Source organism: Thermococcus sibiricus MM 739, assembly GCF_000022545.1.
Lineage (GTDB): Archaea > Methanobacteriota_B > Thermococci > Thermococcales > Thermococcaceae > Thermococcus_A > Thermococcus_A sibiricus.
In genome coordinates, this window is the sequence record NC_012883.1 from 1,803,549 (window position 1) to 1,824,844 (window position 21,296).

General features: G+C 41.1%; 19 protein-coding genes and 1 pseudogene. 12 read left to right on the forward strand and 8 right to left on the reverse strand.

The features are described 5' to 3' along the window. Positions 1 to 5: 5 nt before the first annotated feature. Positions 6 to 1,250 carry a flippase gene (locus TSIB_RS09800; RefSeq protein WP_015850281.1) on the forward strand — a complete coding sequence of 415 codons (1,245 nt, stop codon included), beginning with the start codon at positions 6 to 8 and terminating at the stop codon, positions 1,248 to 1,250. Here TSIB_RS09800 and TSIB_RS09805 read toward each other — a convergent pair. The 8 genes from TSIB_RS09805 to TSIB_RS09840 all read right to left on the reverse strand — a co-directional run bounded on the left by TSIB_RS09805 (position 1,243) and on the right by TSIB_RS09840 (position 10,261). Beyond that, positions 1,243 to 2,658 carry a bifunctional cytidylyltransferase/SDR family oxidoreductase gene (locus TSIB_RS09805; RefSeq protein WP_048160701.1) on the reverse strand — a complete coding sequence of 472 codons (1,416 nt, stop codon included), beginning with the start codon at positions 2,656 to 2,658 and terminating at the stop codon, positions 1,243 to 1,245. The two genes, TSIB_RS09800 and TSIB_RS09805, sit on opposite strands and share 8 nt — an antisense overlap. After that, positions 2,658 to 3,815 carry a CDP-glycerol glycerophosphotransferase family protein gene (locus tag TSIB_RS09810; protein WP_015850283.1) on the reverse strand — a complete coding sequence of 386 codons (1,158 nt, stop codon included), beginning with the start codon at positions 3,813 to 3,815 and terminating at the stop codon, positions 2,658 to 2,660. Before TSIB_RS09810 ends, TSIB_RS09805 begins: the two co-directional genes overlap by 1 nt. Then, the gene (locus TSIB_RS09815) at positions 3,812 to 4,972 is read right to left on the reverse strand and encodes a glycosyltransferase family 4 protein (protein ID WP_015850284.1); all 1,161 of its coding nucleotides are present in this window, start codon (positions 4,970 to 4,972) and stop codon (positions 3,812 to 3,814) included. The genes TSIB_RS09810 and TSIB_RS09815 overlap by 4 nt, the downstream gene beginning before the upstream one ends. A gap of 67 nt (positions 4,973 to 5,039) precedes the next feature. Next, entirely contained in the window at positions 5,040 to 5,285 is a 246-nt protein-coding gene (locus tag TSIB_RS09820; protein ID WP_048160705.1) for a hypothetical protein, read from the reverse strand. Between the two features lie 128 nt (positions 5,286 to 5,413). After that, entirely contained in the window at positions 5,414 to 7,081 is a 1,668-nt protein-coding gene (gene asnB / locus TSIB_RS09825) for an asparagine synthase (glutamine-hydrolyzing) (RefSeq protein WP_266105271.1), read from the reverse strand. A gap of 57 nt (positions 7,082 to 7,138) precedes the next feature. Then, the gene (gene wecB / locus TSIB_RS09830; RefSeq protein ID WP_048160706.1) at positions 7,139 to 8,218 is read right to left on the reverse strand and encodes a non-hydrolyzing UDP-N-acetylglucosamine 2-epimerase; all 1,080 of its coding nucleotides are present in this window, start codon (positions 8,216 to 8,218) and stop codon (positions 7,139 to 7,141) included. Continuing rightward, positions 8,215 to 9,282, reverse strand: coding sequence for a glycosyltransferase (locus TSIB_RS09835; RefSeq protein ID WP_015850288.1), 1,068 nt, complete (start codon positions 9,280 to 9,282; stop codon positions 8,215 to 8,217). Before TSIB_RS09835 ends, wecB begins: the two co-directional genes overlap by 4 nt. 4 nt (positions 9,283 to 9,286) lie before the next feature. Further along, positions 9,287 to 10,261, reverse strand: a complete 975-nt coding sequence (locus tag TSIB_RS09840; protein ID WP_015850289.1) for a glycosyltransferase family 2 protein — start codon at positions 10,259 to 10,261, stop codon at positions 9,287 to 9,289. A gap of 55 nt (positions 10,262 to 10,316) precedes the next feature. Here TSIB_RS09840 and TSIB_RS09845 point away from each other — a divergent pair, with 55 nt between their 5' ends. The 11 genes and pseudogenes from TSIB_RS09845 (at position 10,317) to TSIB_RS10490 (ending at position 21,086) form a co-directional block, all read left to right on the forward strand. Then, entirely contained in the window at positions 10,317 to 10,922 is a 606-nt protein-coding gene (locus TSIB_RS09845) for an acyltransferase (RefSeq protein ID WP_015850290.1), read from the forward strand. Positions 10,923 to 10,932: 10 nt separating this feature from the next. Next, on the forward strand, positions 10,933 to 12,033 hold the full coding sequence (locus TSIB_RS09850) for a DegT/DnrJ/EryC1/StrS family aminotransferase (protein ID WP_015850291.1): 1,101 nt from the start codon (positions 10,933 to 10,935) through the stop codon (positions 12,031 to 12,033). 14 nt (positions 12,034 to 12,047) lie between these two features. Then, positions 12,048 to 12,473: a HEPN domain-containing protein gene (locus tag TSIB_RS09855; RefSeq protein WP_048160708.1), complete on the forward strand. Its 426-nt coding sequence runs from the start codon at positions 12,048 to 12,050 to the stop codon at positions 12,471 to 12,473. Beyond that, positions 12,442 to 12,843 carry a nucleotidyltransferase domain-containing protein gene (locus tag TSIB_RS09860; RefSeq protein ID WP_015850293.1) on the forward strand — a complete coding sequence of 134 codons (402 nt, stop codon included), beginning with the start codon at positions 12,442 to 12,444 and terminating at the stop codon, positions 12,841 to 12,843. Before TSIB_RS09855 ends, TSIB_RS09860 begins: the two co-directional genes overlap by 32 nt. A gap of 10 nt (positions 12,844 to 12,853) precedes the next feature. Further along, on the forward strand, positions 12,854 to 13,804 hold the full coding sequence (locus TSIB_RS09865; protein WP_048160711.1) for a UDP-N-acetylglucosamine 3-dehydrogenase: 951 nt from the start codon (positions 12,854 to 12,856) through the stop codon (positions 13,802 to 13,804). Positions 13,805 to 13,809: 5 nt separating this feature from the next. Beyond that, positions 13,810 to 15,159 carry a nucleotide sugar dehydrogenase gene (locus tag TSIB_RS09870; RefSeq protein WP_015850295.1) on the forward strand — a complete coding sequence of 450 codons (1,350 nt, stop codon included), beginning with the start codon at positions 13,810 to 13,812 and terminating at the stop codon, positions 15,157 to 15,159. Positions 15,160 to 15,982: 823 nt separating this feature from the next. After that, the gene (locus TSIB_RS09880; RefSeq protein WP_228359809.1) at positions 15,983 to 17,233 is read left to right on the forward strand and encodes an ATP-binding protein; all 1,251 of its coding nucleotides are present in this window, start codon (positions 15,983 to 15,985) and stop codon (positions 17,231 to 17,233) included. 575 nt (positions 17,234 to 17,808) lie between these two features. Further along, positions 17,809 to 19,104 carry an ATP-binding protein gene (locus tag TSIB_RS09885; protein WP_015850298.1) on the forward strand — a complete coding sequence of 432 codons (1,296 nt, stop codon included), beginning with the start codon at positions 17,809 to 17,811 and terminating at the stop codon, positions 19,102 to 19,104. Between the two features lie 385 nt (positions 19,105 to 19,489). Continuing rightward, on the forward strand, positions 19,490 to 20,722 hold the full coding sequence (locus TSIB_RS10340) for an ATP-binding protein (protein ID WP_048160720.1): 1,233 nt from the start codon (positions 19,490 to 19,492) through the stop codon (positions 20,720 to 20,722). Beyond that, a pseudogene (locus tag TSIB_RS10345) lies at positions 20,722 to 20,898 on the forward strand (adenylyl-sulfate kinase); the annotation flags it as partial. The gene TSIB_RS10340 and the pseudogene TSIB_RS10345, both read left to right, overlap by 1 nt. A gap of 32 nt (positions 20,899 to 20,930) precedes the next feature. Beyond that, positions 20,931 to 21,086 carry a hypothetical protein gene (locus tag TSIB_RS10490; protein ID WP_228359810.1) on the forward strand — a complete coding sequence of 52 codons (156 nt, stop codon included), beginning with the start codon at positions 20,931 to 20,933 and terminating at the stop codon, positions 21,084 to 21,086. The last annotated feature ends 210 nt before the right edge of the window (positions 21,087 to 21,296 follow it).

Genomic DNA, 21,296 nt, shown 5'->3' on the forward strand with positions numbered 1-21,296 from the left:
GGGCTATGACTGAGAGCTTAAAACTAAGGCTGATCAAAAACGCGGGCTGGTTATTTGGTGCTGAGGTTATTTCAAAACTCCTAGCCTATGGTGTGGTAGTACTTTTAAGCAGAACCCTAGGCCCGGAAGGACTCGGTCAGTATTCGTTCATCTTCTACTACGTGGGGCTTCTCGGGATATTCTCTGATTTGGGTGTTGGTTATTATCTTATGAGGGAAGTTGCCAGGGATAGGGAGAAGCTCAACGAGCTGCTTCCGGGTGCCTTGGGTCTTAAGATCATACTCGCGATTGTTAATTTCTTGGTTATTGTAGGAATAACACTTTTCCTTCCGAAGCCGGAGTGGATGAAGATTCTCATAATCTTGGCTGGAGCCGAAGCGATATTGACATGGATTTCATATCTCTTCGTTCGCATTATGTACGCCTACGAGATCACTAAGTATGAGGCTCTAGCGATAACCATTGAGAGGTTTTGGGCATTTTTTGTTGGTGGGGCCGTTCTCTACACTTTCAAATCGCTATCACTCTTCATAGTTATGCTCTTAGCAGGCTACACCCTAAGAGAGCTGTTGAGGATAAAGTGGGGTCTTCAGTTTGTTGATGAACTTAAAATCCGCTTTAGGCCCGAGATGTGGAAAGGCCTTTTGAAAAAATCTTATCCATTCTGGCTAATCGGATTATTTACTCTGATCTATTACCGTACGGACATGGTAATGTTGAATCTTCTTAAAGGGGATTACGAAACGGGAATTTATAGGGCAGCGTATACACTGATAGAGGTTTCTCTCTTTGTTCCAAGTATTGTTGTCTCAACGACGATGCCTTCCATGGCAAGACTATGGAGAGAAGACAAGACAACTCTCAATGTTTTGTTTAAGAAGAGCTCTCAGATGCTTGTCTTTCTAGGAGTTGTTGGTTTAGCTGGCTATTACATCTTTGCTAGGCTTGGGATTTTGATAGTCTTTGGAGAGGAGTTCCTCCCAAGTGTCCCCGTGTTGAAGATTTTGGCTTTCGCAGTTCCGTTCATGTTTCTGAATTCTCTATTAGGAAGCTATATGAACGCTACCGGGAAGGAATTGGCATTTACGAAGATAACGGGATTTACGGCTTTGCTGAATGTTGCTCTGAATTATTTTCTTATCATCAATTTTGGTGCAGAGGGAGCTGCCATAGCGACTGTAATAAGTCAAGGATTGGCAAGTGTCTTGAGTTCAAAAATATTAAACACTAAAAATAGTAGTGTTAAGTAGTTATAAAACCAATCTTCCTTAAGATTTTTTCTTCAACATCTTTTCTAACGTGAATTGGAAGTCCAGTAACTCCTGATACTAAGGCCAAGAGAGTGACATAAGCAACAGTCTCTGGCATAAGTAGTGTCTCATCTGGTTCTTTCCCAAAATTTTTGAGTCGCATTGGGGTTTTAGTTCTTTCAGGCACGATGATGGAAATTTTGATCTCTCTGTCACTAACTTCATCCGATACTGCCTGAACGAAATTCACTAGACCCGCTTTAGTTGCAGAATATATTGAATAATTCATTCTTCCACGAGTATATGAGCTAGAACCAAAAAGAATTATAGATCCTCCGTTCCTAATGTACTTTAGTCCAAGTTTTGTGACGAACACAGATCCTAAAAAGTTAATATTAACTTCCTCAACAATATCTGTTATTTCCCGAGACTCTAAAGAACCCATCTTAAGGGTTCCTGCAGTATTGACGATATAGTCAATTGTACCTTCCTTTTCGTATACTGACTTTAAAGCTTCATCAATGGAGTCTGGGTTACTAACATCGACACCCGTTTTGCGAGAAAATGCATAAGTTCTTGCACCGTAGTGTTTAGCAATTTCAACTATTTTCTCTCCAATACCACTGGTGCCTCCAAACACTACAATGACTTTATCCTTTAGGTTAGATAACTTGCTTTCAATTTCTACTTTGGTGGTATTTTCATTTATAAGGTACTCTCCTCTTAGCTGGAAAAGCCTATCTAGCACATAATAATCAACATTATATGTGAACTTAACATTAGTTACACTACCAGAAACTACGTGAACGTCACAGAGGTTATACCTAAGTACTAAAGAACAATCATCTGTAGCTTGGTTAAATCCTTCATCCTCTGCAAGTTTGTGAGCCTTTAGTATGACCTCGCGTCTGAATCCTTGGGGAGTCTGACCTTGATAGAGAAACTTTCTATTAGGAATTCTAAGGATTGTTCTCCCATCAGATACGACAATTGTATCGATAGCAGGTATTACAACATCAACAGCGCAATGAACATCTAGGGCTTTAATTACGTTTGTTATAATGTCCTTTGTGATTAAGGGTCTTACTGCATCATGAATTAATACTTTCTCAACACTATTATCATCAATTGCATAAACACCAATTTTCGAAGACTCTTGCCTTGTTGAACCTCCCTTTAATACTTTGGTAATTTTCTTGTATTTTGGCAATATTGTCTCTAAAAAGTAATCATAATAATATGGGTTAATGACCACATAGACTTCATCAACTAATGGATGAGTCTCAAAGACATCGAGAGTATGTTCAATAACTTTCTTACCAGCAATTTTGACAAACTGCTTAGGTGTTTCCCAGCCTAACCTTGAACCAACCCCACCAGCTAGGATTATTGCCACAGTCTTGTCCATCATATCTCACCTCTAGAGATATGGAAGAAATACCTTATTATTCTTTCCGAAGACTTGCCATCTTGATGTTTGTACATAATGTTTCTGAGCCATTTTCTCTTGTATTCAAATCCATCTTTCCCCTCTTCTAAAACGCCTGAAATAGTTTTTACAAGGGCATCTACAGAGTACGCAATCTTCCCGGGAACCCACTCCTCGAAGGGTTCTAATATTAAACCTCTGTGTGCCCTATAATCATCAATGTCTGGAACATAAAATATCATAGGTCTATCTAGGATTAAATAGTCCCAAAAAATAGAGGAATAGTCCGTAATAAGTAAATCACTAACAAGAAGGAGCTCGTTAGTTGTCAATCCCTTCTTAAGCATATTATTTGAAGTTATTATATGAAAGTTCTTTGGAAATTCATAAGATAAAATATTTGCCTCTTCTTGGGGATGAGGTTTGAATACAAGCATTGCATTGTTGATTTTGAGTACTTTTTGGAGTTCTTTATTTGTTGCGAGTTCTAAAAATAGTTTGAATTGAAAGGTAGGATTCCACTCTCTCCACGTAGGAGCATAGAGAACTACTTTTTTGTCTAGAGGTAAATTTAGTTTTTCTTTCAATTCAACTTTTAACTTTTCATTGTTTTTATTAAGAAAAAGAACGTCAGTGCGAGGGATGCCTAGCTCCAAAATGTCTTGAGGAGGAACACCAAAAAGAGATGAGTAAATAACCCCTACAAATCGAGAAGGGACTGTTAGGAAATCAGGTAGAATGTGCCAATAATTTTTAATCCAAACTCCGTCCCGCTTTATAGGAAGGCCATGCCACAACAAAATAGCTATTTGATTCCCTGACTTCCAGTAGGGAACGCCATGGGAAAGAATTAAGTATTTTGCCTTTATTATCCACTTTAAATATTCAAAGGTTCTGTACTGGACAAAGACCGTTGATTCATTATCAAGGTTTTGGAACTTGGTCTTATCATTTACCACCCACACAAATTTATAACCTTCAAGAAGCTCCTTTGCTTTTTCATAAAGATACCTGGGATTATCGCTAAAATCGGGGGTTGAGATAAACATGATCACTCTCCCATCCTTAGGTATGAGGCGATTTATCTTTGCGAAGATTCTGCTCAGAACGTAATGAATAAGTGGCTTAAGTTTCATGGTGATCCTCGCAAGAGACATTGGTAGACCTCCAGAATTTGATTAACTACATTCCCCCATGTGTACTGGTCTGCGTAGTTCATTATTTTCTCTCTGTTCCATTCTTTCTCAAGTGCTATTAAAATTTTCTCTGCAAGACACTTTGGATCCTTTGGTGGGCAGAGCAAGCCGTAATCCTCGGAGGTTATTATCTCGGGCACACCGCCGACAGCGGTCCCAACAAAGGGCAAACCAACGCCGAGAGCCTCGAACATCACCGTGGGATTCCCCTCACTCAAACTCGGCAAAACGAATAAATCAGCAGCGTTCATCCACAGGAGGATTTCGCTGTGGGGTTTAGCTCCAGCAAGCATAACATAATTTTCCAAGTTCAACTTTTTAATTTGAATCTCTAACTCCTTTTTGAGCGGCCCATCTCCAACGATGATAAGCATAACATCCTTCCTATGACTCACAACTTTCTCCATAGCTTCAATTAAATAGCTTTGACCCTTTACTGGCACCAAGTTAGCAACGTTCAGAATTATTTTTTTGTCCCGCGGAAGGTTAAGTTGTTCCCTGACAAGTAATTTGTCCATTGGCCTAAACTTATGGGAATTGAAGCCGTTAGGAATTACAGAGATTTTGTCCTCAGGAATATCGAGCTTGGTGGTAAGTATTGTAAAGTTGCTTTTACTTACTGTAACTATGTGATCTGCAGAGTCCAAGGCAAATTTAACTTTTTTAAACCATTCCCTGCCCCTGAACGGAAGCTCATAAATGTCGTAACCATGACCAGTAATCACCAGTGGAACGCTGAACTCTTTTGATAGCTTCGCTGCAGCATACCCACTCGGCCATGTGAAATGTGCGTGGATTAGATCAAATTCAAGCTTCTCACGTTTAATAATCCTCAATGCAGCTTTAAAGAAGCTGTCACCGAGACGTTTTCTAAAGAACTCTACGGGAGCGTGGAAGAACCGGGGATAGTAGACTCTAACGTTATCATACTCGTAATCGCGGAGGTTTCTGTTAGACCCCCATGGTTGAGGTGAGATAACGTAAACATTTTCGAAATAATTCTCTAGATATCTTACCTGTTCCTTAACGAATACTCCCCCATGAAAAGAATTATCTTTATTCGGGTATGAATTGGTGATTATCAAGAGATTTCGCATAAATTACCACCACCTTTTTCCCTTCGTTCTCCAGCTCCATTTCTTTCGTATCCTCCTAGGACTAAACTTAAGTACCTTTCGGGATAGGGACCTTTAATATCTCAAAAGGCAAGAGTTTATCAATAATGCTTGGTATTCTAATGCGGATCACTTCAACTCCATTAATTGTTTCGTAAGAAGGATACTCCTTTTTTCTGTCCCATGCGATAACCTTAACCTTATAACCATGTTTAACCAAGCTCTCAGCCTCAGCAGTAACCCTGGGGTCGTGAGTATAACCATTGTTGAGTATCATGAGCACGTTACTGTTCATCAATCCACCTCCTAAACCACAAATCGAGGATTATAACCTTCCAGAGTTCTTGGGGATAGTTTTTCCTTCCAAGATAGTGTTCTTCAAGCATTTTTTTCACAACATCAGCCTTCCAGTACTTCCGCTTCTTAAAAACTATTCGACTCTATTATAGATTTGGCGAATGTATACCCTACCTCCGTTCTCAATATATCTTCATCGGGAGTTGCAAATCCAATTTTACTTGTCCTAGTTCTGATATCCTCTGGCAAAATACCTCTTAGAGCCTCTCTCAAAATCTTTTTGGTGATACCCTTATCGATCTTGGCTTCGGCAGGTAGGGAGAGTACATATTCAACAAGTTCATGGTCACAGAAAGGAACCCTACTCTCTATGCTCCATCTCATTGAGTTTTTATCCTCAAATCTAAGGAGGTGGGGAAGAGAATAATATGTTTCCGCAAGAATTAGAGCTTCTTTTAAACTTTTAGCACCCCATTGGGGTTCTTTGGACCCCCTATCTTTATATCGTTCAACAAAATCATCTGCCAAATACGGAAAGCGCCTCTTCCAGAGCAAACGTTTCACGAACTTTGGAGAAAGATAGAAAATCATATTCGATATAGGGCTCCATGATTTGTAAGTTTTGTAATAGGCTATTATCTCACTTATCAGTTTTATCCATCTAAAACTTCTAAAAAGTTCAGCAAAGTAATATTCAAAAAAATGGTGATAACCTCCAAGTATCTCATCGCTTCCCTGTCCATCTAGCAAAACTTTCATCCCGTGTTCTTTAGCAAGTTTCATAACTCTGTATTGCCCATAGATGCTAAGTGTGAAAAACGGTTCCTCTTGGCTGTATACCAAGTCATCAATGTCTCGTAGTATATCACCAACAGTAAATGTTGTAGTATACCTTTTAACGTTACATTCACGAACAACACTTTCCTGATACTTGCTTTCATCAAGTTTAAACCCTGGGAAAACAAGAGAAAATGTCTTTATTTCAAGGTTTTTGTTAATTTCCCTCATCATACATACAATGCTCGAGCTGTCAAGACCACCACTCAAGCACGAACCCACTGGAACGTCAGCTATTAAACGTCTCTGAACGGCCTTTTTGAATATGTCTCTAAAAACAGCAGGATTTTCTGTAATAACTGTTTTTAATTTCACTTGTTCACGCAACTCATAGTACTTAAACGTTTTAAGTTTCCTAGTTGTTAAATCAAAAACAGCACTATGACCGGGCATTAACCTCTTTATTCCCTCAAAGAATGTGTCTTCTGTGTGATCAAGGAGATTGTAATAAAGAAAATCAAAGATTACAGAATCATTAGGTTTCCTTTCAATGTTGTGCTCTAGTATTGCTTTAATCTCTGAGCTGAAAATAATGTTTTGCCCATCATAATAGTAGTATAGAGGTTTTATTCCAAATCTGTCTCTGCTTAGAAAGAGCAGATTCTTACCCTTATCATAAATTGCAAAAGCCCACATACCATTAAACTTTTTAATACAATCAAAACCCCACTCCAAGTAAGCTGCCAAAATAACCTCCGTATCAGTGTTCGAATTAAAAGTATATCCCCTTTCTTCCAGCTCCTTGCGAAGTTCCATAAAATTGTAAACTTCACCATTATAGACAATCCAAATCTCTCTCCCATCTTTCTCATATCTCATCGGCTGATGACCCTTTGGAGAGAGATCAATAATCGCAAGCCTTACATGTCCAAGACTAACATTCTCATCAACATAAATATCCTCATCATCAGGCCCACGATGGCGAATAGCATCATTCATCTCCCGAACAAGCTTCACATCACTCCACGAAAACCCATTAATACCACACACTACACATCACCCTCTACAAAATTGTTAAGAGCCATTTTGCCATAATATTTCTGCTATCCTTTTGCTGGCCTTACCATCACCAAACTTGTAAGTATATGTTTCTCCACTAGGCTCGAACTCAGCTATGGCCCACAGTATCTTTTCTTTATCTGCTCCCACCAATATGTTCCATCCATCCTTGACGGTTTCAACCCACTCAGTCCTTTCACGTAAAGTTATGCAGGGAACTTTAAGGAAGTAAGCTTCCTTTTGAACACCACCGGAATCAGTCAGTATTTTCTTAGCGTTTTCTTCGAGAACCAGCATGTCAAAGTAACCAACAGGATCAACAAGCAGTAAGTTATTCGAATTTTTAATTTTCTCGATAAGGTTATATAGTTCAAGGTATCTTCTGGTTCTTGGATGAGCCGGAAAAACTATTAACTCACCACTCTCAATAAATGCATTGACTATGTTCTCAAGATTCTTCTTGTTGTCAGTATTTTCTGCCCTGTGGACCGTAGCCAATATATATTTCTTGGGTCTTAATCCCAACTCATCCAAAATCTTTGATTCTCTTTCGGCAACCTTGATGTTATAGAGTAGTGCATCGTACATTACATCTCCGGTTAAATAAACTCCTTCCTTAATTCCTTCATTATGGAGGTTTTTGACTGCAGTTTCTGTGGGAGCAAACAAGTAGTCACTAATGTGATCGGTCAAAACCCTATTCACTTCTTCGGGCATTCTTTTATCAAAGCTCCTCAAGCCGGCCTCAACGTGGGCAACTTTAATGTGAAGCTTCACGGCAGCCAAAGCTCCAGCGAGAGTTGAATTAGTGTCCCCATAAACGAGAACAAGATCTGGCTTTTCTTTCATCAAAACCCCCTCTATCCTCTTCAACATCTCACCAGTCTGGTAGCCATGACTTCCGGAGCCCACGCCGAGATTGTAATCAGGCTCACGTATGCCTAGTTGATCGAAGAAAATCTTGTTCATCTCGTAGTCGTAGTGCTGACCAGTATGGATAATAACTTCATCCAACCCTTTCTTCTCAAGCTCCCTCGAAACTGAAGCCATCTTAATAAACTGCGGACGAGCACCAACGATTGTTGCTATCTTCATTTGAGCACCTCCGAGTAAAGTTTGATAAGCCTCTTCTCCATTATATCCCATGTGTATTTCTTTAGGAAAATTTTCCTGCCAAAGTGAGCTTTCTTTTTTATGACTTTGGGGGTCTCAATGATTTCTTTAAGTGCCTTCTTAACGGCACTTTTTGAGTAATCAACTGGAATCACAAACTTCTCCGCAAGCTTTTCGGGAAGTGTTCCTTTAACGACCAGAACAGGAGTTCCTGTCCACATGGCCTCAAACAGCTTGTTAGGGGATGCGATCTTATTATTAAGAACGCTAGGATCGTATAGGATAAAAGTAACATGTGCCCTTGAAAGTTCCTCCAAGGCTCTTTCATGAGGTACATGTCCCAAATAAACTGCCGAGGACGATTTTATTTCGTCCTTAAGAGTTCCGCTACCTGCAATTCGAATACTAACATCGAGAGTAGAAGATATATCAACTATCTCCTTAACGAAACGACCCTCTGACAAAACTCCACCATAAAAAATCGTAAAGATCTTAGCCTTTTTTTGAGACACACCAAAAGGATTTATAGTGTTCATAATTATTACTGTCATATTAGGACGAGCCCTTTCAAGCAGTATTTTCATCATTTCTTGGTTAACAGTGATAACAATGTCAGCTTTTCCCATAATAATCGAATCTAATCGTTTTATCAGAGATGAAACTCTGTTATTCCGGACAAAACTCTCATAAAGATCATGTACATCATAAACCCACATAACTTTTTTCTTGAGTTTTTTGAAGAAAAACCCTAACACAGCAGTATCAAAATCATGAGTATGTATGGCATCTGGCTTCAACTTTAAAATAACTCTAAAAGCATTTAGGTAAAATAGTGGGAGCTTCAACGCCATCAACGGCCCGTATCCTGCTTTGGGACCAACTCGAATAACCCTAAAGCCTTCAATAACTTCTTCTTTAGGGTACTTCCCCTCCCTATCCCACGCAATGATGTAAACTTCGTGTCCATGCTTGGCTAGACTTTTTGCTTCTTTATAAACCCTTGGATCAGGTTTGAAGGGATTTGTAACAGTCATTACTATCCTCATTTCATCACCTATAGGCCCTCTTTCCAAGCAACAACCCAGCTATAAATCCAAAGCTTATTAAGTTATGGAAGAGCCACATTACCGGAGGAAGTGCAAGAGCATCGGCGTTTTTTGTTCTTCGCCATAGCCTAAAACCCTCACCGAAAAGCAAAAGCCAGTAAAGGATAAATGGCCACATTAAAATGCTCCAAAAAGGAATTAACATTTCAAACCCTAGAAACCCTATAGGAAAAATCCACAGGGGAGAGAAATAGCCTTTTCTTATTGCCATGCTTTTAACCGCACCATAGTTGAAGCTCTGCTTTAAGAATCCTTTCCACGTTGAGCGGGCGAAGTAGTAGCTTACAATCTCAGGATTAAAGAACAGTTTGTAGTCCCTCTTGTTTATTCTCAGGTTGAACTCGAAGTCGTTTCCGGTCAACATGTCCTCATCAAAACCCCCGATTTCCTCGGCGATTTTTTTGTCATAAAGCGCGAAGGCAACAGTTTTGGCAAAATGTGGCTTTTCTTCATACCAAAATGTGCTTGCACCAGAAAGAGGTGAGGAGTAGATTAAAGCTACAAACTTGGCCAGTCTACTTTCATAGAGTTTGATTATTTTACCTCCCACTCCAGCAAGCTTTGGTTCCTTTTCCTTAATTTCCAAAAAAGTTTCAACACTTTTTCTTAAAAAATCTCTTTCAGGATAAGCGTGAGCACCAAAAATTATGAAGAAATCCCCTCTTGCCTCTTGGATTCCTATGTTAAAGGCATAAACCTGTCTTCTCTTCGGATTTTTTCGGTATTTCACAAGCTCTGGATATCTACGTTCAAAATCTCTCACTATCTCTGCGGTTTTATCGGTACTCATTCCATCATACAAGAGAATTTCATACCTGTCTTTCGGATAATCTTGATTAACCCATTCCTCGAGGCATTTGCCGATGTATTTTTCCTCGTTGTAAGCGGGAATTATAACCGAGACAAATGGAAGCTCCATTATTTCACCCGATACTTTTTTATTATTGCGCACTTTTTATAAATTGGTGTGGTCAATGACTCAAAAGTATTTCGTTCATCCTTTGGCTGTTGTGGAAGAAAACGTTGAAATCGGAGAAGGAACCAGAATATGGCACTTCGCTCACATAAGAAAGGGGGCAAAAATAGGCAAAAACTGCAACATTGGAAAGGACGTTTACATCGACGTGGGAGTTGAGATAGGCAACAACGTGAAAATCCAGAACGGAGTGAGCGTTTATCGCGGCGTCAAGGTTGAGGAGGATGTCTTTCTCGGCCCGCATATGACTTTCACCAATGATCTTTATCCAAGGGCCTTTAATCAGGACTGGGAACTGGTGTCAACTTTAGTAAAGAAGGGCGCAAGCATTGGGGCCCATGCAACCATAGTCTGCGGGGTAACGATTGGTGAATACGCTATGGTAGGGGCTGGAGCTGTTGTTACCAAAGATGTGCCACCATTCGGGTTAGTTTTTGGAAACCCGGCCCGTTTGAAGGGTTTCGTCTGCTACTGCGGAAGAAAACTAAAGGAAAAGATTGGTGAAAATGAGGGTAATGTTATATTCAAATGCTCCCACTGTGGGAGAGAGGTTAAAATCAAAAGAGAAGATTATGAAAAATACCTGAAAGAAAAAGACTTGTGAGGTGCTTTAAATGATACCAATTGCTAAACCCTTGATTGGCGAAGAAGAAATAAACGCCGTAACTGAGGTTTTGAAGAGTGGAATGTTGGCGAGTGGAAAGGAAGTAAAAGAGTTTGAAAAAGAGTTCGCTCAATACTTAGGGGCAAAGCATGGAATAGCCGTTGTAAATGGTACTGCTGCCTTGGATGTAGCGTTAAGAGCCCTCAAAATAGGGCCCGGAGATGAGATCATTACAACACCTTTCACCTTCATAGCCTCCGCGAATGCAATTCTATTCCAAGGGGCGAGGCCCGTTTTTGCAGACATAGATGAGAAAACTTACAACCTTGACCCAAACGATGTTCTTGAGAAAATAACGGACAAAACGAAAGCCATAGTGGTGGTTCACCTCTACGGCCAGCCGGCTGATATGAAGGCCTTTAAAGAAATTGCCGAGGACTACAAGCTCTACCTCGTTGAGGACTGCGCCCAAGCCCACGGTGCAGAGTTTGAGGGCCAAAAGGTGGGAACCTTTGGCGACATTGCCGCGTTCAGCTTTTACCCCACAAAGAACATGACTACAGGGGAGGGCGGGATGGTCGTAACGAATGAGGATGAACTAGCCAAGAGAGCGGATTTGATTAGGAACCACGGGCAGGCTGAGAAGTACCTCCATGTCGAGCTCGGCTACAATCTGAGGATGACAAACATTAATGCCGCCATCGGAAGGGCTCAGCTCAGAAAGCTCGATGCTTGGAACGAGAAGAGAATTGAGAACGCCAAGCTCTTAAGCGAGGGAATAAGCAAAATCGATGGTTTAACTCCCCCATACGTTGATGAAAGAGTTAAGCACGTCTTCCACCAGTATGTAATAAGAGTCGAAGATGATTTCCCACTGAGCAGGGACGAGCTCATGGCAAAATTGAGGGAAAAAGGGATTGGAAGTGCAGTACATTATCCAATTCCGGTTCATCACCAGCCGTTCTATCAAAAGCTCGGCTATCCAAAAGATATTTGCCCAAACGCAATCGAAGCCTCAAAGAGAGTGCTAAGCCTTCCGGTGCATCCGGCCGTTAGCGAGGAGGACATAGCTTATATAGTAAGCACGCTCAAAATGCTTTATGAATCCTAGTCATGGTGAAAAATATGTTTAAAGAGGAAGAATATGAGAGGTGGATGAGAGAAGCCAAGAGGACTTTAAGTTCTGCATATTCCGATTTAGAGCATGCCTACTATGAGTGGGCAAGTTTTAAAGCCCAACAGGCTGCAGAACTTGCTGTCAAGGCCATTTTAAGAGGAATCGGCCTTGCACCAATTGGACATTCGATAACCAAGCTCTTACGGGAGTTAAACACCCTTGGAATAGATGTTCCAAAAGAAATCCTATACTACGCCATGGAGCTCGACAGGAATTATATTGCTCCAAGATACCCAGATGCATATTCCGAAGGTGCCCCTTTTGAGTATTATTCGGAAGAAATAGCCAAAGAACTTATATCCTATGTGGAAAAGATAATTAAATTCGTTGAGGGCCTGAAAAATGAGCTTGGAAAAACTCAAGGCATTCGTTGAAAGAATCGCAAGGCACCTAGAAGGCAAAGCCACCATAATCCTTTTTGGATCCTACGCTAGAGGAAACTATAATTTGGCCAGCGATTTTGATATCATTGTAATTTCCGATAAATTAAAGGGAAATCCACTTGAAAGAACGAGGGGGCTATATATGCTCAATGAGGAATTCTTGCCCGTGGACATTATTGCCTATACAAGAAAAGAATTTTTAAAGGCCTTGGAAAATCTTTCCCCTTCCGCTCTTGATGCCATGGAGTATGGAAAAGTCCTTTACGACGATGGCTTTTATAATGTTGCAAAGAAAAAATTTGAAGAGCTCAAAAAGAAGGGGCTGAAAAAAGAGCGCTACTGGATGATGGCTGGCTTATGAGGTGGTTGAAATGCTTCGCGTTGGTGTCGTTGGCGTTGGGAACATGGGCTACCATCATGCGAGGATTTACTCTGAGATGGCAAGAGAAGGGAAGGTTGAGCTCGTTGGTGTTGCTGACGCAAACTTAGAGCGGGCCAAAGAGGTTGCTTCCCAATTCAAAACAAAGGCTTTTGGTGATTACAAAGAGCTTGTAAAAGAGGGATTAGATGCAGTCAGCATTGCAGTTCCAACTTCCCTCCACAAGCAGGTCGCTCTAGAGTTTATTGAAAACGGGGTCAATGTTTTGGTGGAGAAGCCTATAGCCGAGAGCATTGAGAACGCTCAAGAAATAATGAGGGCGGCAAAGAAGAATAATGTCACCCTAATGGTCGGACACGTGGAAAGGTTTAATCCTGCAGTGCTAAAGTTGAAAGAAGCAATAAGTCAGGGCCTTCTTGGTGAGATAGTAACCATGAATGCAAAAAGAGTGGGCCCTATGGTTGTGAGAATAGCAGATGTGGGGGTTATAATTGATTTAGCCGTCCATGACATCGATGTTATGAGCTTTCTTGCGGATTCCAGAGTGAAGGAGGTTTATGCAAAGGCCAGAAATGTGAAGCATCCCGCAAAGGTGGATGATTATGCGCTGATCCTATTGGGGTTTGATAAGGGCATGGATGGAGTTATAGAGACCAACCGCCTAACTCCTCATAAGACGAGAACTCTGAACATTGTTGGCACGAAGGGAATAGCTTACCTTGACTATATAAACCAGAGTTTAGTTGTGTATGATGAGGAATGGGTTAAAGAGGCCAAAATCCAAAAGCAAGAGCCCCTGAGAAATGAACTTGAACACTTCATAAAGTGTGTAGAAGAAAAGAAAGTTCCTTTAGTCGGTGGAGAAGATGGACTGCATGCGCTTGAAGTTGCAGTTAAAGCTCTAGAGAGCGCTGGTAGGGATGAGGTAGTGAAGTTAAGGTGATTGATATGAAGCTTCTTGGTTTGAATAGGGAGGAAGTTAAGCGGGCCTTCAAAGAGGGGGAATTTACGGTAGCCGTTTATGGTCTCGGTAAGATGGGCCTTCCCTTGGCGGCTGCTTTTGCAGAGCATGGGGCTAATGTGATTGGTGTTGATATCAATGAAAAAGTTGTTGAGAGTATAAACAGCGGTACTAACCACATTAATGAAGAACCTGGCTTATCAGAGCTTGTCGAGAGAAACGTAAAGGCCGGAAAGTTAAAAGCCACAACCGATGGTGTCTGGGCCGCCAAGCAGGCTGATGTAATGATAATCATCGTCCCAACGCTAACTGATGATAGGGGTAACTTAAAGCTTGACCCCGTTTACGATGTTGCTCATAAAATTGCAAAGGGCTTGGAGAAAGGAGATATTGTAATTACGGAAGCAACAATGCCTCCCGGAACTACAGAAAGCTTAATTCCGATTTTAGAGGAGAGCGGCCTCAAGCTTGGTGAGTTCGGCCTTGCTCACGCTCCCGAGAGAACCATGAGTGGAACCGCAATTAGGGACATTACTGGCCAGTATCCTAAAATAGTCGGGGCAAGTGATGAAAAAACTTTGGAAGCAGTTATCGGCATATACGAGACGATCAACAAAAAAGGTGTCATTCCGATGAGCTCTATAAAAGCAGCTGAAGCAGTTAAAGTCTTTGAGGGGGTTTACAGGGATGTCAATATTGCTTTGGCAAATGAGCTGGCATTGTGGTGTGAGGAGCATGGCCTGGATGCTTTAGAAATTTTTAAGGCAGCCAATACACAACCCTACTGTCACCTCCACATGCCGGGAGCGGGGGTGGGAGGCCACTGCATTCCTATCTATCCTTGGTTTGTTATTAATTTGGTCAAAAAGACGAATCCAAGGTTAATTAAAACGGCCAGAGAGATAAACGATTTCATGCCTCACCATGTTGTTGAATTGAGTATTAAGGGTCTAAATGAGGTTGGGAAATCATTAAAGGGAAGTAATGTTTTAGTTTTGGGTTTAACCTTTAGAGGTGGTGTTAGAGAGTTCACCAAGAGTCCAGCAATTCTAATTATTAAGGAACTCAAAGAATGGGGAGCTAAAGTTTATGCTTACGATCCGGTGTGCACTCCAGAAGATGCTGAGCGTTTTGGAGTGGAGTGGAAGGAAGACTTCAAAGACATAGACGCAATAATTATAGTGACTGATCACAAAGAGTTCAGAGACTTGGATTTAGAAGGAATAGCAAAACAAGTAAGGAACAAAGTGATAATCGATGGAAGGAATGTTCTGGATGCTGAAAAAGTTATAAAATTAGGATTTATCTATTTCAGAGTAGGAAGGAGCCATTCTTAATTTTTTATTATTATACCATATAGGATAATCGTGGCATCACTTCCTGAAGTCATTCAGTTACCCCTTGAAAGTCTTGTCCTTTAGGGTGGAGATGTAATAAACTTTTCAAGAGAAAACCTTTAAGCTACAGAAATTTTTTAAACTTGTTAACGTAATATGGCCTTGGGAGAGTCACTTAAGAACAACCCCCTTAAATTGATTTCATCATGTCCCTCCAAGCTTGAGAGAAGATGCTGTAAAGCGTCTTTTCAAAAACTGCCTTCTGGTGGTTTAAAACTCCAAGGCTGGCCTTTGGAGCAATAACCCCGAATAACTCTGCGGTAGGGGTAATGGGCCGAAGACCGGGCCTGCGGGTTGAATTGAAACTGGCAACGGGAGTAGGTGATGGGCCCGCAAACCTTCCCGCCACTGGTGAGGGGTTAACTCGTTGGAACCCTCGCCGTTCACGGCGGGGAGGGGTCAGTCCTCAAGAAGCGTTTCATCCGCTTCTTCAAAGTCCCGAACCAGCGCTCATCACTCTTCTTCAATACAAAAGTCACGTGAACAAAATTCATCCAAGAGGTTTTTGGAGTGTTCCCAGACTGTCGTATAGTTGAGGCCTGTCAGGCATAATCCTACTTTCCTGCCTTTTTAACTGATATTTTGTTTCTATGAAAAGGTTTTAAGGCTGAAAGTAAGCAATAAATAATGGTTTCAGTTTGCATTCTTCTCCTTCTTTTTCTGAAGTGTTAACAGAGATTTAAATCTAACGCCCTACTGCTTATCCTGACAGTATGAGTTCTTCCTTCAAAAGATTTTTAAATATATAATGTCCGTTATTATAATGGTGATTATAATAATGATCATTATACAAAGACGTGAACTTGATAAAGTTTTGAATTCAAAGTGGTTGCTCATCTATGGGAGGAGAAAGACCGGAAAGACGTTTTATATTAGGGAGAAGGCCAGATACAACAAATACTTCATTGTAACAAAAAGTAAGACTGTCATAGAACTTCAAAGTGGGGAAGAATTAAACCAAGAGGAATTTCGGAGGTTGTTACCTCTCTTACTTGAAACTGAAGAGAGAATAATCATAGATGAATTTCATCGTTTGAATGAGCCCTTCTTTTCAATGTTACAGGGCATGAGTGGACGAGGGAAGATGACTTTGATAACATCCACTATGCATTACTTTAGAAGGATAGTTGGAAAGAACAGTCCTCTTCTGGGGTTGTTTGAATTAAAGAGTGTAGGTCTTGTGGACCCAAGGGATTCTATAATCTTTGCCCAATCACTTGGGTTAAGTGGGAAAAGTCTCTTAGAGGTAGCATGTATTGTTAGAGAGCCTTGGCTAGCTCCAAAGGCTGAGAGGCTCAGAGAGGATATTATTTACAATCTGGAAGATGAACTCAGAACTTATGTGCCTTATTTAATTGGTGAAATCTTCAGTGAGGAGGATCTTGAGTACACACCAAGATATGCTGGTATTCTGGAGGCGATTGCAGGGGGAAGAGGTTCTTCATCCGAAATTTCGAGTTTCTTGTTTTCAAGGGGGGTCATTGAAAAGGACAACCCAGGATTAATCTCTCAGTACCTTAAGAATCTAATTCAGATGGGGGTGGTAAAAGCAATTCCTCTGTTTGGGAAGAGGAGAAAGACTCTACATTACAGACACTTGTCGCCAATAACAGACTTCGCTTTTTATTTAAATGCCAAACATGCTTTTTTTGAAGCCGAGATGGATGAGTCAAAAATTAGAAGACTCTTAAAAGAGAGGATGCCCCTTTACATGGAATGGTTTTTTGAAGACTTTTTAGTAAGGCATTTTGGGCTTCAACCAGTAAAAGTTGCGAAGCCTCAATTGGAAGTAGATGTGGCATTAGTGGATCACAAAAAGGTTAAAGTAGTTGCAGAGGTTAAGTGGAAGGACAGTGTAAAGAAAGAGGAGATTAGAAAAATCGAGGAGAAGCTTCATGAGTTTGAAAATGCAGAGAAGATTCTTATAGTTCCGGAGAGGGAAGCACTAAAGATAGAACCAGAAGGTATTAAAGTTTGGGACTGGAGAACTTTTGCTAAGTTTTCAAAAATGTAACTTTGGAGTTTAATAGAACAAGTGAGGGACACCGCGTGATCAGAGGCCTCAGTGAAGTTTCGCTCTGAGGCAGGGCCCGTATCTTCACTCATAAACCCCACAACTCTGGGTAAGTTGTCAGATTTACGGTTGGATATGGACTCTGGATCAGGGTGAAGCTTTCGCTTCGGTCCCTTCCCACACAGTGCCCCTCGTTATATGATTGGTTTTTGAAGTATATAAACGTTATTGTTTGATAAATTTTATTTAAATCAAACTTTAATTTGAAATTCTACCCAAAATTATTTTGTAAAAGTAAACTAGTGGGCCAAGTATCAAAGTTTGGAGACTGCCCTCCTATCTAGCATTATTAGTTCACCTGATTAAGAAGAAAACTGATACTCGCCCTTGAGTGAGAAGGTCACTAGATTGGAAGAGATTGGATTGTTAAATTTAAAGGGCTCCAAGGGGGTGTGCCACATGTATGTCTCATTGTGTGATACCTGTCAATGGGTAGATATAATAAACACTTATTTATAATAGATTGTTTAATATACTAAACAACCTTTATAAACCCTAAGAGCGTACCTAAAATTATGAAGGAAGAATTAGCAAAAGTCATAGTTGAGTGGCAAGAGAACTGGACTCCTGAGCTCATCGAGAGAGACTTCGATCGCTCTCTAATCCCTTGGCACCTCAATAAGGTCGTAACTTTCGCGGGATGTAGACGGACTGGAAAAACATACCTAATGTTTCAGCTCATGAGAGAGCTTTCAAAACATGCAGATAAGGAATCAATCTTCTACATAAACTTTGAAGACGAGAGACTTGAAAAGAGTATTAAAACACTTACTGAGCTAATTCCAACAATAGAGGAACTATACGGCAAGAAAAAAATGCTTTATCTTTTCCTTGATGAAATACAAAACATTGCCAATTGGGATTCATGGGTGAGGAGGGTGAACGATTCTAGAAGAAATGTAAAGCTGTTTCTAAGTGGGTCTTCATCAAAGCTCTCAAGTAGAGAAATCCCAACTTCTCTTAGGGGCAGGGCAATAACTTTTGAGGTTTTCCCCTTGAGTTTTCACGAGTTCCTTCACTTCAAAGGTTTTTCCCTCCCAGACAACATTAAAAAACTTGCATTTAGTGAGAAAAAAACTGAGATCTTAAGGCTTTTGAGAGAGTACATCATTTATGGTGGCTTTCCGGAGGTTGTATTAACCGAAGATCCGAGGATAAAGAGAATGATCGTTATAGAGTACTTCAACACAATAATAGCCCTTGATATTGTAGAGAGATACAACGTCAGAAACCCGGGAGAACTGAGAACCTTCATACGACTTCTCTTAAATTCGGAGTACTTCAGTCTTAGCAAAATGGAGCGCACCATTAAGAGCATGGGATATTCCATAAGCAAAGCCACACTTTCAAATTACCTTGATTATCTTAGAGAATGCTACTTCATGTTTCCTGTGGAAATTTACTCCCCAAAGGTCAAGCTGAGGATCCAGTACCCCAAGAAGATTTACTTTGTGGATACAGCTTTCCTCACTTTTTTAAGCACAAAGTTTGATGAAAACATTGGAAAGCTCATGGAAAATGCAGTCTTTATAGAACTCCTGCGCAGGGGAAAAGAAATAAATTATGCTCTTGGGGAAGGATGGGAAGTGGATTTTGTGGTTCCGGAAGAAGAGCTAATTCAGGTTAGTTACGATGTCAACGATCCTGAGACTCTAGAAAGGGAGCTCAAAGGCCTGAAGAAAGCAGCAAACACATTTGGATATGAGAAAGTCACTCTCATCACATGGGACATTGAGGAGGAGAGAAACATTGGCAAAATCAAGGTAAGACTAATTCCTCTATGGAAGTGGATGCTGAGGATAGAGGATTGAGAGCCCAAGAGCACAAGCCGATTGAGTCATTTTATCATTCTGTTGCTTGCAAGATCCCTTCCGAAAGGGAGGGGATACGCAAGGGGAGGTGGGTGGGTAAGGTTTAAATACTCTGAAGTTGTATAGTATAATAACCTCGTAACAGCCGAATGGCTGGACAACTCGTAAGGGTTGGTGTGTGCAAAGTAGCCGGCGATTCCTCCATTAGGGGGATAGCCGGTAGTGGCCGTGTGAACCGGCCAGTGAGAGTTCATGGGGATTACTTTTTTCTTTTCAAACCTCGCCTTAGTGGGATCAGGTTTGATCTCAAACTATATGAGGAACTATGCAGTAAAATGCACAAAATTTTTAAACTTTGTGCACTATATTTCTTTAGGTGCACAGGATGAGGGAGCACATAATAACTCAAAAGTATGAACTTGAGAGACTGAAAAAAGAGCCCTACGTTAAACGAGAGGCCGAGGAAAAACTCAAGCAGGGCCTGCAGACCGATCTAATAAAAGTCATAAGCGGTCCCCGAAGGGCAGGAAAAAGCTTTTTGGCAGCAAGGACTCTTAAAGGGTACTTCGGTTATGTTAACTTCGATGACGAGGTGCTGGCAAAAACGGAAGACTTTAACGAAATTTTGAAGCTTACCCATGAGGTCTACGGGGATTTTAAAACACTCTTTCTCGATGAAGTCCAAAATGTTGAAGGCTGGGAGCTTTTTGTGGACAGAATGAGGAGGCTTGGATATAACGTTGTTCTCACGGGCTCCAATTCGAAGCTGCTAAGCAGTGAGCTGGCCACACATTTGACTGGAAGGTACTGGGAGGTTAAGGTCCTTCCGTTCTCTTTTAGAGAATTTTTAAGCGCTGAAAAAGTGGAACCAAAAGTGGAGATAAGCCCTCAGGAAGGAAAAATGCTATCAAGACTTTCAGAGTACTTGGAGAAGGGGGGCTTCCCTGAGATAGTCGTCAAGGGTTACGATTACCGGAACTACGGCAAGATGCTTTTTGACAGCATCATAATGAAGGACGTTGTCAGGAGGAGAAATGTAAAGTATTCATCGACTCTTTACGAACTCGCCCTTTACCTCGTCTCCAACTTTGCCAGAGAATTCAGCTATACGAGGCTGAAGAACACTCTGGATATAGGGAGCGTGCACACGGTAAAGAACTATGTTGACTATCTTGAAGAATCTTTCATAATCCTCAAGGCAGAGCGCTTTTCTTATAAACTGCGAGAAAGCCTGAAGTCACCGAAAAAAGTGTATGTAGTTGACCCTGCTCTCTTGAGTGCGGGCTTTATTTCATCACCAAATCTGGGGAGAAAAATGGAGAATGCAGTTGCTGTTGAGTTGCTTAGGAGAGGATATGAGCTTTGGTACTGGCGTGATGTTAGGAGAGAGGTTGACTTTGTTCTGAAAAAGGGGTTGAAAATTGTGGAACTTATACAGGTTACGAAGGAAATAACCCGGGATAATTATGGGAGGGAAGTCAGGAACCTGGTGGCAGTGGGGAAGGAGCTAAAGGCCAAAAAGCTGAGTGTGATAACGTGGGATGAGGAGGATGTTATTGAGGTAGATGGAAGAGAAGTCAGAGTGATTCCCCTTTGGAAGTGGCTGATTGAGGGATAAAGGGTCTCTATGTCAAGGCTTTGCGTGGTGAAATAAAGGGGGTAACTGGTTACGATGGGGTTTACGAGGAGCCGGAGAACCCGGAGGTTAAAGTTGACAGTTCAAAGATGACTCCCGAAGAAGAAGTTGAAGCAGTCTTAAAGAAGGCCAGGGAATTGGGCTACCTAAAGTCATGAGCTTAAAATCATGAGGGAGTGAAAAGTGGATATTGTTTATATCTTTCTTGACTCTCTTTTTGGCCCTTGGAGCAGTTCCGGGTGTCTATTTGGGGAGTCATGCTAACACAAAAGCCGATAAAGAGAGGTTAAAGAAGATTATCAACGTGGTGATTCTGATCATTGGGGTTTTAATGCTTGTTCAGTGAGTTCTTCAAGGTTTTTAATGGCATTTCTCCAATTTGGGAGAAGTTAGGGGATGATGGGCAATGCTCAAAAGATTTAAAAAGGTTGAAACCATACAAACCATTGGAGACAGTAATCGGTGTTAGAAAAACAGATCATTTCACCTGCTCCTTGGTGAAGCCCATCCGATGAGAAGAGGGCGGATGAGTGGGTGTGTCTTTGCTTTCTTTTTA